Raw genomic sequence first — 15,672 nt, 5'->3', positions numbered from 1 at the left:
AGCTTCCTTGGTCTGTATATTTGGAGAATTACCATCAGGATGCTGTCATTTGACCTCTAAAATGTCTAGAATTGAGCCAACAAGGTTAAAGCTGTTTCGGCACAGTTCAATATTTCGAGTGTATATGTCTGTATTACAAGTATTAACATTACCAGATGATCGTCTACGTACCGTGGCGAAACCGGTAAAAGAAGTTACCCCAGAGATTCAAAAGTTCGTTGATGACATGATTGAAACCATGTACGACGAAGAAGGTATCGGCCTTGCGGCAACGCAGGTAGATTTCCACCAGCGTATCGTTGTAATTGATATTTCAGAAACGCGTGATGAACCAATGGTTCTTATCAACCCTGAGATTATCGAGAAGCGCGGCGAAGATGGTATCGAAGAAGGTTGTCTATCTGTACCTGGCGCTCGAGCTCTAGTACCTCGCGCTGCAGAAGTAACGGTTAAAGCACTAGACCGTGACGGCAACGAATTCACATTCGACGCTGATGACCTTCTGGCTATCTGTGTTCAGCACGAACTTGACCACCTAGAAGGCAAGTTGTTTGTTGATTACCTATCGCCACTTAAGCGTAAACGTATTCAAGATAAGCTAGCGAAAATCAAACGCTTCAATGAGAAGCAAGGCAAATAATCGCAGCTATTACTAAATTAAGAAGGAAGCCTACCTTGAGTCAGTCTTTAAGAATTGTCTTCGCAGGTACTCCGGATTTCGCCGCCCGTCACTTGGCGGCGTTGTTGTCTTCGGAGCATGAAGTTATTGCTGTTTATACACAGCCAGATCGTCCAGCAGGCCGCGGTAAGAAACTGACTGCGAGCCCAGTAAAAAACATCGCTCTTGAAAATAACATTCCGGTTTACCAACCAGAAAACTTCAAGTCAGATGAAGCTAAGCAAGAGCTAGCGGATTTGAATGCGGACATCATGGTTGTTGTAGCGTACGGCTTATTGCTCCCACAAGTGGTTCTAGATACGCCTCGCTTAGGTTGTATCAATGTGCATGGTTCTATTCTACCGCGCTGGCGTGGTGCTGCTCCAATTCAACGCTCTATCTGGGCGGGTGATAAAGAGACTGGCGTTACGATCATGCAGATGGATATCGGCCTAGACACAGGTGACATGCTGAGTATCGCTACGTTACCAATCGAAGCAACAGATACTAGTGCATCGATGTACGAGAAGTTAGCGGGCCTTGGCCCTGACGCTCTTGTTGAGTGTTTAGCTGACATCGCTTCAGGCAAAGCAGTCGCTGAAAAGCAAGACGACGAACTTGCGAACTACGCGAAAAAGCTAAGCAAAGAAGAAGCGCGTATCAACTGGAGTGATGACGCGGCTCATATTGAGCGCTGCGTTCGTGCTTTCAACCCATGGCCAATGAGCCACTTTGAAGCTGCAGAAAACAGCATCAAGGTATGGCAAAGCCGTGTGGCAGAGCAAACTTCTGATAAGCCTGCAGGTACTATTCTGCAAGCGGATAAAACGGGTATCTATGTGGCAACCGGGCAAGGCGTACTTGTTCTTGAACAGCTGCAAGTACCAGGTAAAAAAGCTATGTCTGTTCAGGATATCTTGAACTCTCGTGCAAGCTGGTTTGAAGTTGGAACTCAACTTTCTTAACCGCTTTAAAGCTGCCATAACGCAGTTTAGAAAACCTTTACGAGGGCAGAGATGCCCTCATGTATTCAAATAAATATTCGGTACCCCTCATGAATGTTCGCGCTGCTGCTGCAAATGTCCTATTTCAAGTTGTCGATAAAGGCCACTCTCTTTCACACGCTCTCCCTGCGGCTCAAAAAACGATCCGCCCGCGAGACCATGCTCTACTGCAAGAGATTTGCTACGGCGCACTTCGTTACCTGCCTCGCCTAGAGTCAATCGCTAACGAGCTGATGGAAAACCCGCTTAAAGGTAAAAAGCGTGTATTCCACCACCTGATTTTGGTGGGCATTTATCAACTGAGCTTCATGCGTATCCCTTCGCATGCAGCTGTTGCGGAAACGGTTGAGGGCACAAAAACACTGCGTGGTCCAAACCTAAGTGGTTTGATCAACGCAGTATTACGTAGCTACCTACGTGACCAAGAAGAGCTGGATGAAAAAGCAGTTAGCCACAACGCGGGCAAATACGGCCACCCAAGCTGGATTCTAAAAATGCTTCAAGAGAGCTACCCAGATCAATGGGAGCTACTGATTGAAGCCAACAACAGCAAGGCACCTATGTGGCTGCGCGTAAATCGCCAACACCACACTCGTGACGAGTATGTTGAACTGCTTAAAAACGAAAACATTGAATACACCCTGCACTCAGAAGCAGCGGATGCAATAAAATTGGCTTCACCTTGTGATGTAACTTTATTGCCAGGCTTCGACAAAGGTTGGGTTTCAGTACAGGACGCAGCGGCTCAGCTTTCGGTTGATTACCTAACACCAAAAGACGGTGAGCTGATCCTAGACTGTTGTGCAGCACCAGGCGGCAAGACCGCGCACATTCTTGAGCACACTAACGACACAGAAGTGGTTGCGATTGACTGTGATGTTAAACGCTTAGACCGTGTTTACGATAACCTTGAACGTCTACAACTGCGTGCCGACGTAATTTGTGGCGATGCTCGCTACCCTGAAGAGTGGTGGATGGGCGATAAGTTCGACCGTATCCTACTTGATGCGCCTTGTTCGGCGACTGGCGTAATCCGTCGTCACCCAGACATCAAATGGCTACGTCGTGCATCGGATATTGAAGCACTAGCGGAACTACAAAGTGAGATCATGGATGCAATGTGGCGCCAGCTGAAAGAAGGCGGCACCATGGTTTACGCAACATGTTCTATCACACCACAAGAGAACGTTCTGCAGGTGAAAGCATTCCTAGAACGTACTGAGAACGCAACACTAGTTGGGTCTGATATCGAAAATCCGGGTCGTCAAATACTGCCTGGTGAAGAAGATATGGATGGCTTCTACTACGCAGTTCTAGTAAAACAGGCATAACAATTAACAGCGGCTAAGAATTTTATTTCTTAGCCGCTGTTTCTTTCTAGTGCATTATCAAAGCAAAATGAGAACACTAGAATTACAACGGCAAAAATAAGAGAAAGGCTATGAAGATCATTATCCTAGGTGCTGGACAAGTAGGCGGTACCCTTGCTGAAAACCTAGTGGGTGAAAACAATGACATCACGATCGTCGACCGTAATGCCGACCGACTGCGTGAACTTCAAGATAAATATGACCTTAGGGTTGTAAACGGCTATGCCAGCCACCCAAACACATTACGTGAAGCGGGTGCGCAAGATGCCGACATGTTGGTTGCAGTAACCAACATGGATGAAACCAACATGGCCGCGTGTCAGGTTGCCTTCTCTCTTTTTAATACGCCAAACCGAATTGCACGTATTCGTTCTCCAGAATATCTAGAAGAGAAAGAAGCGCTGTTCAAATCAGGTGCAATCCCTGTCGATCACCTGATCGCACCGGAAGAACTGGTCACCAGCTACATTGAGCGTTTGATCCAATACCCAGGCGCACTACAAGTGGTGAGCTTCGCAGAACAGAAAGTCAGCCTAGTGGCGGTAAAAGCCTACTATGGTGGTCCACTGGTTGGTAATGCCCTGTCTGCTTTGCGTGAGCACATGCCACACATCGATACACGTGTGGCGGCTATCTTCCGTCAAGGTCGCCCTATTCGCCCACAAGGCACCACAATTATTGAAGCCGATGATGAAGTGTTCTTTGTAGCGGCAAGTAACCATATCCGCTCAGTAATGAGTGAGCTACAGCGCCTAGAGAAACCGTACCGCCGCATAATGATTGTTGGTGGTGGTAACATCGGTGCAAGCCTAGCGAAACGCCTTGAGCAGAGCTACAGCATCAAGCTTATCGAGCGTAGCTACACACGTGCAGAGAAGCTATCTGAAGAATTAGAAAACACCATCGTATTCTGTGGTGATGCTGCAGACCAAGAGCTACTGACCGAAGAGAACATCGATCAAGTTGATGTGTTCATTGCCCTAACCAATGAAGATGAAACCAACATCATGTCGGCAATGCTGGCTAAGCGTATGGGTGCCAAAAAAGTAATGGTACTGATTCAGCGCGGTGCCTATGTAGACCTTGTGCAAGGCGGTGTGATTGACATTGCAATCTCCCCACAACAAGCGACCATTTCTGCGCTACTTACTCACGTTCGTCGTGCTGATATTGTTAACGTATCTTCTCTACGTCGCGGTGCTGCTGAGGCTATCGAAGCGATTGCCCACGGTGACGAAACCACATCTAAAGTCGTTGGCCGAGCGATTGGCGATATAAAACTACCACCGGGCACCACCATTGGTGCCATTGTTCGCGGAGAAGAGGTGCTTATCGCGCACGATAGAACCGTGATCGAACAAGATGACCACGTAGTAATGTTCCTAGTAGACAAGAAATACGTGCCTGATGTTGAGTCTCTTTTCCAACCGAGTCCGTTCTTCTTGTAGCCTTATTCTCATAAGTCTTCACGTAACAACGCGCTTAGGCATTAAGCTATGGTCAATTTTCGTCCTATATTATTAGTGATAGGGTTAGTGTTATCAAAACTGGCCCTGTTCATGTACATCCCAACACTGGTCGCCTTCTTTACCGGCACAGGTGGCTTTCTCGAATTCGGTCAATCAGTGGTGATCACGCACATCGTCGCGTTCATCTGCTTGAGTTTAGGCCGCTCTGCCAAGTTCAGACTTGGGGTGCGGGATATGTTCCTGATCACCTCTCTGGTATGGACAATAGCCAGTGCCTTCGCTGCGCTACCGTTCGTGTTCATCAACCACATCAGCTTCACTGACGCTTATTTTGAAACCATGTCGGGTATTACCACAACAGGTTCAACAGTACTGAGTGGCTTAGACAGCATGGCACCAAGTATTCTACTGTGGCGCTCAATACTACAATGGCTGGGTGGCATTGGTTTCATCGTAATGGCGGTTGCGGTACTGCCGATGCTTAACGTCGGTGGTATGCGCCTGTTCCAAACTGAATCTTCCGATTGGTCCGATAAAAGCAGCCCTCGAGCAAAAACTGTCGCCAAGAATATCGTAGCCGTTTATCTGGTATTAACGGGTTTATGCTTAGTGAGCTACCTGTTTGCGGGCATGAGCGTGTTTGATGCCATCAACCACTCGTTCACCACGCTATCGACTGGCGGTTACTCGACTTCAGATGGCTCGATGAACCACTTCTCAAATAGCGCTCACTGGGTGGGTACAGTGTTCATGTTCCTTGGTGGCTTACCATTTCTGCTATTCGTTAGCGCACTGCGTGGTAGAAAACTGTCTATCCTCTACAAAGATGCTCAGGTGAAAGGCTTTACCTACCTGTTCTTATTCACCAGTGCGGTCATTTCAACATGGCTTGTGGTGAGAGATGGCTACACCGTTTTGGATGCACTGCGTGTTTCTATGTTCAACATAGTATCCGTAGTCACCACTACCGGTTTTGGTTTGGAAGACTTCACAGCATGGGGCGCACTACCAACCACCTTGTTTGCCTTCTTGATGATGGCTGGCGCATGTTCAGGTTCAACCTCGGGTGGTATCAAGATATTCCGCTTCCAGATAGCGATGACGATGCTTCACAAACAGATGATGAAGTTAATTCACCCATCAGGCGTATTTGTTCAGCGCTACAATCAACGTCCTGTGAGCGACGATATCGTGCGCTCATTGGTAGCATTTGGTTTGATGTTCTTTATTACGATTATCTTAATCGCTGGCGGTTTGAGTGCGATGGGGTTGGACCCAATCACCAGTATCTCTGGTGCTGTGACTGCAGTTGCTAACGTGGGTCCGGGAATGGGTAGTGTTATTGGTCCAACAGGTAACTTTGCTCCACTGCCAGACGGTGCTAAATGGTTACTAAGCTTCGGCATGTTGATGGGAAGACTCGAGATCCTGACACTTATCGTTCTATTCTTCCCTGCCTTCTGGCGACGCTAGTTACACAAATACTTAAGGATATAGAGATATGAGATCATACCTACTTATCGCAAGCGCACTGCTGAGCAGTTCAGCATTGGCCGATCAGATGGTGACTCTGCAAGATGGCAAACAGATATTGCTGAAAGATGATTTTACGTGGCAATACGTGGTACCACAGCAGCAAACAAAAGAAGCAGTAACATCAAAGAGCACGGAGCCTGTTGCTGCCGCACCTGTTGTCGCCGTTCCGATTGCAACGAATATGCAAGGTACGACAATTGTTGTTGATAGCAAGAAGCCAAGCCTACAGCTGTCACAATCAGGGGTTGATGTGGTATTCGGTGCTAGCCACTATGAAGATGGTGAGCTGATAATTCCAACGGCGATTACCAACCAAAGTACACAAGCTGTGATCTTGGTGTCGGTAAAGCTCGACCTTTATTCTACTAGCGGTGAGCTTTTAGAAGAGAAAACGGTCTCCGTTTGGAAATCAATCAAGCGTATGGCAGATACCTACCTTCGCCCAAAAACGGATGCTGAAGGCACCTCGATCAAGCTAGAGGTTGAGCAGCACCCTGAGTACCAAATTAAAGCAGAAATCGTTGAAGTACTGACTCGCTAAACCGGAGTCACGTACAGATAGATCGCGAAGAAGTGGCAAGCGCAGCCCGCCAACACAAACAAGTGCCAGATGGCATGATTGTATGGGATGCGCTTAGCTACATAGAAAATCACACCTAACGAGTAAATCACGCCACCGAGTGCTAATAGCACCAAGCCGCCCATCTCAATATTCATCGCCAGTTGATACACCACGATCAGTGACAACCAGCCCATTGCTAAGTAAGTCACCAATGACAATCGCTTAAATCGGTAGACGAAGGCTATCTTCATAATGATGCCGACCAGCGCAATTCCCCAAATCACCGCCATCAACCCCATCGCTAATGGCGTTCTTAAGCTAACCAGTAAAAATGGTGTGTAGCTGCCTGCGATCAGTAAGTAAATCGCGCAGTGATCGAGAGTTTTCAGCAGACGTTTGGTTTTTTCTGTGGTGATAGAGTGGTAAAGCGTAGAAGCAAGAAACAGCAGAATGATACTGCTGCCATACACCGCCATACTGGCAATCGTCAGTGTGTCGGCTTGATGGTCAAACGCACGGATCAGTAGCAGGATTAGACCAACCACGCCAAGTACAACGCCCAAGCCATGGGTTATCGCATTGGCGCGTTCTTCGATGTCACTGTATTCGCTCGCCGATGATGCAGACATGATTATCCTACTAGAGTAAATGTTCGATAACGCTAGTATTACACATTAAGCGTACACGTGTAAGCTTAAATTTTTATGACATGTAAAATCTCAAGAGATCGGAGACAACCGATCCCTTAAGCATCATTTATTTAGAAAGCACTAAGACGCGCTTTCTAGATACTCAATTACCATCTTACCCGCCTCTTCTGGGGAGGTATCGAGTGGCACGCTCAACTGTCGATGCAATTGGCCAATGCCTAGCAAACTTGCCAACATACCTTTTGCACCATCGCGATTACGGTCTATTTCAAACCATAGCTTAAGTTCTTTGTCATCTCGATGAGCAACCACTTCCAGCTCGCGCCAACGGCCATGATAAGGCCCTGTGGTTGGAACAAACTCAAACTCTTGAACAAACGGAAGTTCAAAGCCATCAACCGCTTCACACTCAACCTGACGAATACGTAACCCTTGAGCTTCCAGTTCGTTAAAAATGCCATCAAGGAGTGCATCAGGGCGAACCGTTAAGATATCTTTATCCGAGGGGTCAATCGCCATCGCTATGTCTAGCCCTGTTTCCAGCCACACCTTGGAATCGCCAATCGTCACCGGTGTGTTCAACGGAACATCAAACTCACACTCAAAGTCGCGAGTTTCACCCGGCTGAATAACAAACGCGTATGGCAGGCTCCATTTTGCTAGTGAGTATGTCTGCTGCATGCGGCGTGTTTGGCCGCCCTCTTGCCTTTGCGAGTTCATGGTGACTTCTTTGACGTAACGACAGCACAGATTAAGATCGATATTGTCGATCTCCTGCGGCTGGGCGCCACCATACACATGCACAATAATGCTCGCCTTCTGCCCTGGGTACAGCACTTCCTGTTGCAATACCGAATCGACCTTAGCCGACCCAATACCAAAACTTGCTAACGTTTTCTTTAAGAACGACATATGCACCTCCTTTAAAGCATCATCTTAAGCCTGAAAGAGGTTCAAACTCAAATATACTGCTCACACAATTTTAGCTCTAATATCGTCTATTTATCACTCAAGCGTCGATCGATAACTGAGATAGTGATAATCTAATACTCGATATGCATGCATATCATTATCCTGATTTACTATTCGGATTGGCGGAAGCCAGACGAGTGACTCTTCAAGCAATTGAGGCGGATCTCATAGTGAATCAGGCCATTAGATTGGCAATGGATATGCCTGACCGTTAGGTAAATTAATGCGCCCAACAGCTGTCAGGTTCTCGCACACCAACCGTAGTGCGATGCGTCGTCGTAGTGGCTTTGTTGCTGCTCCAACGGCAAAGAAATTGGCTCCTACAATGACTTTAGTTGAGAAGACTGCTTTATTAGCACCGACTACAACAAAAGTAATTAAAGCCGCTTAACAAAAAGCGCAGTTTTACTGCGCTTTTTTCTTGCCCGACATACTCTGGAAATACGTTTACACATTGGTATTCCTTAACCGATTTGATACCTTAACCACAAATCATTATAAAATTTGTGGAGAATAAAGTATGAAGTGTCACCGCATAGAAGAACTGCTTGAACTGATGGAGCCAGAGTGGCAGAAAGATCAAGAGCTTAACTTGTTAGAGTTCATCATTAATCTGTCAAAAGAAGCAGGCTACGATGGTAAGCTTGAAGACCTGACTGATGATGTACTTATCTACCATCTGAAAATGCGCAACAGCGAAAAAGATGAAATGATTCCTGGCCTTAAAAAAGATCAAGAAGACGATTTCAAAACCGCAATCCTAAAAGCACGTGGCCTACTTTAATCATCTCTATGTGTTAAAACGCCATTGCGTTATAGATAAATAGCTCAATTTAAAAAAGCGACCACTCGGTCGCTTTTTTGTTTCTGTTCGCTATTTTTTCGTCACAACTGTTATGACTTTTGTTGTTAAAGGTTGATTGCGTTAAAGAAATGAGAACAAGATTGTCGCTATAATCGCCACCTATAAGGATCTTCTAAAATAATAAGAGTGAGTGCTCTTTCAGCCTTGCACCAAACTTAAGCTTAGATCCTCTAACATCATATTTTTAAAGCAATGTCGTCAATACTCTCGAAGAAGGGTATAGCCACCAAAAGGATAGTCCATGAGTCAGGATAAAATCGATATCAAAGATGTGACTCCTAAAACCTTTAACCCTAAGACACATAAAGGTAATGGAGATCGATTTAACCCAAGTAACCGAATCTATGTTCGAGAAAGCAAAGGTAAATTCCAACAATTACGCCGCTACGGTGGTTGGTTCTTACTTTTACTTTTTGCGCTGATCCCATGGATTCCATTTGGTGAGCGACAAGCAATCTTGCTCGATATCGGTAGCCAGCAGTTCAACTTCTTCGGCACCACTCTCTACCCGCAAGATCTCACCCTACTTGCGATCTTATTTATGATTGCCGCCTTCGGCCTGTTCTTTATCACCACCTTTTTAGGCCGTGTGTGGTGTGGTTACCTGTGCCCGCAAACCGTGTGGACCTTCATGTACATCTGGTTCGAAGAGAAGCTCGAAGGTGCTGCCAATAAGCGAAGAAAACAAGATTCTGGCAAGTTGACCACCAATCTGATGATCAGAAAAACCATCAAGCACATTGCATGGTGGGCAATTGCTATCGCGACCGGTTTGACCTTTGTTGGTTACTTCATCCCAATCAAAGAACTAGTGGTTGGTTTCTTTACCTTTAACTCTTCGTTCTGGCCAGTGTTCTGGGTACTGTTCTTCGCTGGCTGTACTTATGCCAACGCTGGTTGGATGCGTTCAATTGTTTGTCTGCACATGTGTCCTTATGCTCGCTTCCAATCTGCGATGTTTGATAAAGACACTTTCATCGTAGGCTACGATAACAAGCGTGGTGAGAGCCGTGGTCCTCGTTCTCGCAAGGCAGATCCTAAAGCACTTGGTCTTGGCGACTGTATTGACTGTAACCTGTGTGTGCAAGTTTGTCCGACGGGCATTGATATCCGTGACGGCCTGCAATACGAATGTATTAACTGTGGTGCGTGTATTGATGCCTGCGACAAGACCATGGAGCGTATGGGCTATGAAAAAGGTCTGATTAACTACACCACGGAGCATAGGCTTGAAGGCCACTCGACTAAAGTAATGCGTCCTAAATTATTGGGCTACGGTGCAATACTTGTTCTGATGCTTGGCTTGTTCTTTGTACAGATCGCCAGCGTCGACCCAGCAGGATTAAGTGTTCTGCGTGATAGAAACCAACTGTTCAGAGTCAACACTCAGGGGCTGGTTGAAAACACCTATACCCTCAAGGTAATCAACAAGACTCAACAAGAACAAGAGTACAAGCTCGAAGTAAGCGGATTACCAGGTTCAATTTGGTACGGCAAGCAGACCGTGACGGTTGCTCCGGGCGAGGTTTTGAACCTACCTATCAGTTTAGGTGCTGATCCTGAGAAACTGAGCTCACCTGTTTCGACAATTCAGTTTATACTCTCGGATAATGAAGAGTTTACGATGAAAGTAGAAAGCCGCTTTATCAAGAAGCTCTGATACTAGTCACACACGATTGGTATAACACCTAATAAATGGAAAAAGGCTCAGTAATGAGCCTTTTTTATTATATGACGATGCAAGCCTTTAACTTTGATAACCTGACCCCCGACTTCATGTGGTTCGCACTGGAGAGCATTGGGGTGCGTGCTGAATCTGGGCTTCTTGCTCTGAACAGCTACGAAAACCGGGTCTATCAATTCACCGATGAAGACCGTAAACGCTACGTCGTTAAGTTTTATCGCCCTCAGCGCTGGAACAAAGCACAGATCCAAGAAGAGCATGACTTTGCATTGGAGCTCATCGACCAAGAGATTCCCGTCGCGCCGCCAATGCGTATCAATGGTGCTACCCTGCATGAGTATCAGGGCTACCTGTTCGCGCTGTTTGAGAGCGTCGGTGGCAGACAGTATGAAGTGGATAATCTGGATCAGTTAGAAGGCGTTGGCCGTTTCCTTGGTAGGATTCATAAGGCAAGTGCGGCTAAGACCTTTCAGCATCGTCCTACGATCAGCCTAGATGAATACCTGCATCAACCACGCAAGATCTTAGAAAACTCTCAATTTATCCCGATGCACCTAGAGAACGCCTTCTTTAACGACATCGACATGTTGATCAAAGAGCTAGAGAGTCAATGGCCGAACAACGTTGAGAACATCCGCCTGCATGGTGATTGCCACCCAGGTAATATCTTATGGCGTGATGGGCCAATGTTCGTCGATCTTGATGATGCACGTAACGGCCCTGCGGTCCAAGACCTATGGATGCTACTGAATGGTGAACGCCAAGATAAGCTAATGCAATTGGATATTCTGCTAGAGAATTACCAAGAGTTTTGTGATTTTAATAGCTCACAACTGAAACTAATTGAGCCCCTGCGCGGTCTACGTATGGTGCATTACATGGCATGGTTAGCTAAGCGATGGGACGATCCAGCGTTTCCGTTGGCCTTCCCATGGTTCAATGACCCGAAATATTGGGAGCAACAAGTACTTGCTTGTAAAGAGCAAATTGCTACCCTGCAAGAGCCACCACTTTCGTTGATGCCTCAGTGGTAACCGCAATCGCAACATACAACTAGATAAAAATTCAAACATAATGGAGATTGAATAAATGAAAAAGCTATTCGCATTTTTCTCATTGATCATGTTGAGCCTGTCAGCTCACGCTGCGAAATTTAACGAAGGTGAGCACTACAAAGTTCTTGATCTAGAAGCATCAAAGAAACCTGTGGTAACTGAATTCTTCTCTTTCTACTGCCCACACTGTAATAGCTTTGAGCCTATCATCCAGCAGCTAAAACAGCAGTTACCGAAAGACGCTAAGCTACAGAAAAACCATGTTTCATTCATGGGTGGCAACATGGGTCTGCCAATGAGCAAAGCTTACGCGACCATGATTGCACTAAAAGTGGAAGACAAAATGGTACCAGTGATGTTTAACCGCATTCACAACATGAACAAGCCACCACGCGATGAAGCAGAACTACGTCAAATCTTCTTAGATGAAGGTGTTGATGCGAAGAAATTCGATGCGGCCTACAACGGCTTTGCTGTAGATTCTATGGTTCGTCGTTTTGATAAAGCATTCAAAGACAGCGGTCTTTCTGGTGTACCAGCAGTTGTGGTTAACAACCGTTACTTAGTAGAAGCACAAGGCATCAGCAGCCTAGACGAGTACTTCGAATTGGTTAATTTCTTGCTGAAGAAGTAAAAAAACCATCAAAAATCAAAAATAAGGGAGCTTCGGCTTCCTTTTTTGTACCTGACGCTTTTTAATCACTATAGGAAGTAAAGCCAGTCCTCAGTCTAGTTCTACTTCCCATTTATCCAATAAACCTTTATAAGGTGCGCGATAAAGTGAACCTTTAGATTTTGTTGTTTTCTATAACTTCTTATTAACAGCCATTTATTGCTGCCAATCACTGGGGCAAGGAGCCTCTGAATGAAAATCAAATATACGTTATTAGCGTTAAGCGTTGCTGCTGCGCCCGCGTTTGCCAAGCTTGCTGATGAGCAAGGCTTCAGTGGTGAAATCTCTATTAACACCGGGGTAACCTCCTCTACCTCAAACTTTGATACCGATGCTAATAGCACAATTTCATCAAACACCCAGAAAGCCTCATCTGAGAGCTCATTTCTTGTCGCACCGCTAGGTAGTATCGCTTACACCTTTGGTGAAAAGTTAAATCATCAAGTCTACACAGGTACTGCACGTGATGACGTGGCTACGGGTACCGTAGTGCTTGAGGTTGGTTACAAATACCAACTTGAATCAGGCATGGTTATTGACGCTTCACTACTACCAACCATTATGTCAGGTGAAACCTGGGCCAACCCTTATGCAGAGGGTGTCGCTCGAAGCAAAACCGATGAAACTGGTAATGCTTTCCGTTTGAAGCTAAGTAACATCGCAGGTTCAGCTTTCTCACTGGATATGGCTTACGCGACCAAAGATGTCGATAGCGATCTGGTTGGATACGAAGAGCTTAAGCGTGATGCTGATACCATCTACTTGAAAGGTCAGTACCGCCAGCCAATCAGCCGCACCATGATGCTAGTACCATCTTTGATTTACCAATCAAGTGATGCGGAAGGTAATGCTGAATCATTCGAACAGTTCGGTGGTGAAGTCAGCTTATTTGGTGGTATGGGTCGTCACCAATACGCATTAACAGCGGGCTACAACCAACGTTCATATGACGCTAGCAACCCAATCTATGACAAAAAGCGTAGTGACGATAACATCAACCTCTTCGCAGCTTACGAATATGATCAATTCATGGACTGGGAAAACTGGTCGTTCGTTTCTCTTGCAGGTTACGGCACGAGCGACTCGAACATTACCTTCTATGATGAGTCTCAATACATTGTTTCAGTTGGCTTAAACTACAAGTTCTAACCCAGCCGATACGGATACACTATCAAACCAAAGCCTGCATCTATGCAGGCTTTTCCTACTTTTCACTACACAGCTTGTGCCGTAAGTTGCTTCAATAATCTATCCATCGCGCGGTAACCGAGAGCTTCGGATAAGTGTTTCTTTTCTATCTGCTCGTTACCGTCCAGATCAGCGATGGTGCGTGCGACCTTGATGATTCGGTGATAGGCACGAATCGATAGCCCCAAACGATGCAGTGCCGTTTCGAGAAACTCCGCATCTTCGCGTCGCAGTGGACAGTACTTTTCAATTTCTCGACTGCCGAGCAGTGCATTCGATTTATGATTCCTAGACAACATGGTTTGACGAGCCTGCTTGACCCTCTGCTTCACGACTTGGGTAGTTTCACCTCTGTCACCACCTTCGGCGAGCATTCCTTTGGGCAATAGTGGGATCTCGAGAGACATATCAAACCGATCAAGCAATGGCCCTGATAGCCGGTTGAGGTAGCGCAATATGATCTGCGGGTTAGCACGCGCTTGATTACCCTCATAGTAACCAGTTGGACTAGGGTTCAATGCACCAATTAATTGAAAGCGCGCAGGAAAGCGAGTTTTACCCGCCACCCGAGAGATAATGATTTCACCCGACTCCAGTGGTTCACGCAATGAATCGAGCACCTTACGCTCAAACTCGGGCATCTCATCAAGAAACAATAAACCATTATGTGCCAAAGAGATCTCGCCCGGGCGAGGTACAGAGCCACCACCAACCAGCGCTGCCATTGAGCTCGAATGATGTGGCGCGCGAAACGGACGTTGCTTCCAGTTGTATTGATTAATCTCTTGCTGAGTCAACGAAGCGACTGATGCCGTTTCCATCGCCTCATCATCACTCATATCAGGTAACAAATCACGCAGACGAGACGCTAACATGGTCTTGCCCGTTCCAGGAGGTCCGAGAAAAAGTAAGTTATGGTTACCCGCAGCTGCGATCTCCAATGCTCGCTTACCCTGCTGTTGGCCAATGATGTCCTGCAAGTCACGAAGCTCAGACACATCGACTTGATGTTGCTCGGTGCGATACAAACCCAGTTGAGCCTGACCACACATATCTGCGCAAACTTCCAATAGGGTTTGCGCCGACTTATGGGCCCCTTTCCCCACTAGAGCCGCCTGATCGCCATTGTAATGCGGCACAACCAAGCAGCGCTCAACACTATCAGCAGCCAGTGTTGCTGGCAGTACCCCTTTCACTGAACGCAGTTCTCCCGACAGTGCCAACTCACCGATAAACTCATGCTGCGCGATCTTGGAGGTAGGAAGTTGCTCAGAGGCGACTAAGATTCCAAGCGCAATCGGTAAATCAAAACGGCCGCCCTCTTTTGGCAAATCCGCCGGAGCAAGGTTGACCGTGATTCTTTTCGATGGAAACTCAAAGCGAGAATTGATGATGGCACTTCGGACTCTGTCCTTGGACTCTTTGACTGTCGTTTCAGGTAAACCCACCAGCGTGAACCCCGGCATTCCATTGCTGATATGCACCTCAACCGTCACTTCTGGCGCTTCTACCCCCACACTAGCCCGGCTATGAATTATCGCGAGTCCCATAACTTTCCTTTGTCTTTGATTTAAAAGTATTCGCTCTGGATATTCGTTGCGCACCAAAGCAATAAGATTGTTATATAGCTTGGTGGAATGGTGTTTTAATGTGAAAAAAGAATGACATTTTCCTTGTCATGCGACAGATTTGTGTGATAACACTAGAGATGTAGACATTTACTGAACAGAATAAACAAGAAAACTCGAATTATATGAACTTCAACGCTCGCATTTACGCACTGATTAACCTGATTATCGTAGTCATTATTGAGACTGCGCGGGGGCGAGTGGGAAAAAAGTAACCACGAATTAGAAAAAACCCCCGCACTGACAAGTCCGGGGGTTTTTTCTAATTTATAGATTCGAATTTTATATTTTTGAACATTTTCGGCTTTGCCGATTTACAGGAAGAATGGGAGCACAAGATGTGCAGAGACAAAGGAAA

General features: G+C 46.3%; 15 protein-coding genes. 12 read left to right on the top strand and 3 right to left on the bottom strand.

The features are described from left to right. Positions 1 to 124: 124 nt before the first annotated feature. The 6 genes from def (at position 125) to L0991_13505 (ending at position 6,578) form a co-directional block, all read left to right on the top strand. The gene (def, locus tag L0991_13530) at positions 125 to 640 is read left to right on the top strand and encodes a peptide deformylase (protein XGB62382.1); all 516 of its coding nucleotides are present in this window, start codon (positions 125 to 127) and stop codon (positions 638 to 640) included. Between the two features lie 35 nt (positions 641 to 675). Further along, the gene (gene fmt, locus L0991_13525; protein ID XGB62381.1) at positions 676 to 1,623 is read left to right on the top strand and encodes a methionyl-tRNA formyltransferase; all 948 of its coding nucleotides are present in this window, start codon (positions 676 to 678) and stop codon (positions 1,621 to 1,623) included. Positions 1,624 to 1,712: 89 nt separating this feature from the next. Next, on the top strand, positions 1,713 to 2,993 hold the full coding sequence (gene rsmB, locus L0991_13520) for a 16S rRNA (cytosine(967)-C(5))-methyltransferase RsmB (protein XGB62380.1): 1,281 nt from the start codon (positions 1,713 to 1,715) through the stop codon (positions 2,991 to 2,993). A gap of 110 nt (positions 2,994 to 3,103) precedes the next feature. Continuing rightward, on the top strand, positions 3,104 to 4,480 hold the full coding sequence (gene trkA, locus L0991_13515) for a Trk system potassium transporter TrkA (protein ID XGB62379.1): 1,377 nt from the start codon (positions 3,104 to 3,106) through the stop codon (positions 4,478 to 4,480). 48 nt (positions 4,481 to 4,528) lie between these two features. Further along, positions 4,529 to 5,974, top strand: a complete 1,446-nt coding sequence (locus L0991_13510; GenBank protein XGB62378.1) for a TrkH family potassium uptake protein — start codon at positions 4,529 to 4,531, stop codon at positions 5,972 to 5,974. Between the two features lie 28 nt (positions 5,975 to 6,002). Beyond that, a complete protein-coding gene (locus L0991_13505) occupies positions 6,003 to 6,578 on the top strand; it encodes a DUF3157 family protein (GenBank protein ID XGB62377.1) in 576 nt (191 codons plus the stop codon). Here the strand turns inward: L0991_13505 and L0991_13500 are convergent. Then, on the bottom strand, positions 6,575 to 7,228 hold the full coding sequence (locus L0991_13500) for a hemolysin III family protein (protein XGB62376.1): 654 nt from the start codon (positions 7,226 to 7,228) through the stop codon (positions 6,575 to 6,577). The two genes, L0991_13505 and L0991_13500, sit on opposite strands and share 4 nt — an antisense overlap. Before the next feature lie 141 nt (positions 7,229 to 7,369). Next, a complete protein-coding gene (locus L0991_13495) occupies positions 7,370 to 8,161 on the bottom strand; it encodes a sporulation protein (protein XGB62375.1) in 792 nt (263 codons plus the stop codon). Positions 8,162 to 8,444: 283 nt separating this feature from the next. On the opposite strand from L0991_13495, the gene L0991_13490 reads away from it, so the two are divergent. The 6 genes from L0991_13490 to L0991_13465 all read left to right on the top strand — a co-directional run bounded on the left by L0991_13490 (position 8,445) and on the right by L0991_13465 (position 13,647). After that, on the top strand, positions 8,445 to 8,612 hold the full coding sequence (locus L0991_13490; protein XGB62374.1) for a hypothetical protein: 168 nt from the start codon (positions 8,445 to 8,447) through the stop codon (positions 8,610 to 8,612). A 129-nt stretch (positions 8,613 to 8,741) separates the two neighbouring features. Further along, positions 8,742 to 9,005 carry a YihD family protein gene (locus tag L0991_13485; protein ID XGB62373.1) on the top strand — a complete coding sequence of 88 codons (264 nt, stop codon included), beginning with the start codon at positions 8,742 to 8,744 and terminating at the stop codon, positions 9,003 to 9,005. Positions 9,006 to 9,327: 322 nt separating this feature from the next. Continuing rightward, entirely contained in the window at positions 9,328 to 10,746 is a 1,419-nt protein-coding gene (ccoG, locus tag L0991_13480; GenBank protein ID XGB62372.1) for a cytochrome c oxidase accessory protein CcoG, read from the top strand. Between the two features lie 71 nt (positions 10,747 to 10,817). Then, entirely contained in the window at positions 10,818 to 11,804 is a 987-nt protein-coding gene (locus L0991_13475) for a serine/threonine protein kinase (GenBank protein XGB63905.1), read from the top strand. Between the two features lie 55 nt (positions 11,805 to 11,859). Then, positions 11,860 to 12,459: a thiol:disulfide interchange protein DsbA/DsbL gene (locus tag L0991_13470; protein ID XGB62371.1), complete on the top strand. Its 600-nt coding sequence runs from the start codon at positions 11,860 to 11,862 to the stop codon at positions 12,457 to 12,459. A 231-nt stretch (positions 12,460 to 12,690) separates the two neighbouring features. Beyond that, positions 12,691 to 13,647 carry a DUF2860 domain-containing protein gene (locus L0991_13465; GenBank protein ID XGB62370.1) on the top strand — a complete coding sequence of 319 codons (957 nt, stop codon included), beginning with the start codon at positions 12,691 to 12,693 and terminating at the stop codon, positions 13,645 to 13,647. A 65-nt stretch (positions 13,648 to 13,712) separates the two neighbouring features. On the opposite strand, the gene L0991_13460 is transcribed toward L0991_13465, so the two are convergent. Further along, positions 13,713 to 15,236 (bottom strand): YifB family Mg chelatase-like AAA ATPase, encoded by a 1,524-nt coding sequence (locus L0991_13460; GenBank protein ID XGB62369.1) that lies wholly within the window; start codon positions 15,234 to 15,236, stop codon positions 13,713 to 13,715. Between the last annotated feature and the right edge of the window lie 436 nt (positions 15,237 to 15,672).

Origin of the sequence: Vibrio chagasii, assembly GCA_041879415.1 — a bacterium.
In the GTDB taxonomy this organism is placed as follows: Bacteria; Pseudomonadota; Gammaproteobacteria; order Enterobacterales; family Vibrionaceae; genus Vibrio.
The sequence above is the reverse complement of the archived record's forward strand: the minus strand, read 5'-3'. Positions and strand labels throughout refer to the sequence as shown.

Excerpts from the sequence above, each read along its gene's own strand:
- def (XGB62382.1), top strand. The coding sequence starts at position 125 with ATGTCTGTATTACAAGTATTAACATTACCAGATGATCGTCTACGTACC.
- rsmB (XGB62380.1), top strand. The coding sequence starts at position 1,713 with ATGAATGTTCGCGCTGCTGCTGCAAATGTCCTATTTCAAGTTGTCGAT.
- trkA (XGB62379.1), top strand. The coding sequence starts at position 3,104 with ATGAAGATCATTATCCTAGGTGCTGGACAAGTAGGCGGTACCCTTGCT.
- L0991_13510 (XGB62378.1), top strand. The coding sequence starts at position 4,529 with ATGGTCAATTTTCGTCCTATATTATTAGTGATAGGGTTAGTGTTATCA.
- L0991_13505 (XGB62377.1), top strand. The coding sequence starts at position 6,003 with ATGAGATCATACCTACTTATCGCAAGCGCACTGCTGAGCAGTTCAGCA.
- L0991_13500 (XGB62376.1), bottom strand. The coding sequence starts at position 7,228 with ATGTCTGCATCATCGGCGAGCGAATACAGTGACATCGAAGAACGCGCC.
- L0991_13495 (XGB62375.1), bottom strand. The coding sequence starts at position 8,161 with ATGTCGTTCTTAAAGAAAACGTTAGCAAGTTTTGGTATTGGGTCGGCT.
- L0991_13490 (XGB62374.1), top strand. The coding sequence starts at position 8,445 with ATGCGCCCAACAGCTGTCAGGTTCTCGCACACCAACCGTAGTGCGATG.
- L0991_13485 (XGB62373.1), top strand. The coding sequence starts at position 8,742 with ATGAAGTGTCACCGCATAGAAGAACTGCTTGAACTGATGGAGCCAGAG.
- ccoG (XGB62372.1), top strand. The coding sequence starts at position 9,328 with ATGAGTCAGGATAAAATCGATATCAAAGATGTGACTCCTAAAACCTTT.
- L0991_13475 (XGB63905.1), top strand. The coding sequence starts at position 10,818 with ATGACGATGCAAGCCTTTAACTTTGATAACCTGACCCCCGACTTCATG.
- L0991_13470 (XGB62371.1), top strand. The coding sequence starts at position 11,860 with ATGAAAAAGCTATTCGCATTTTTCTCATTGATCATGTTGAGCCTGTCA.
- L0991_13465 (XGB62370.1), top strand. The coding sequence starts at position 12,691 with ATGAAAATCAAATATACGTTATTAGCGTTAAGCGTTGCTGCTGCGCCC.
- L0991_13460 (XGB62369.1), bottom strand. The coding sequence starts at position 15,236 with ATGGGACTCGCGATAATTCATAGCCGGGCTAGTGTGGGGGTAGAAGCG.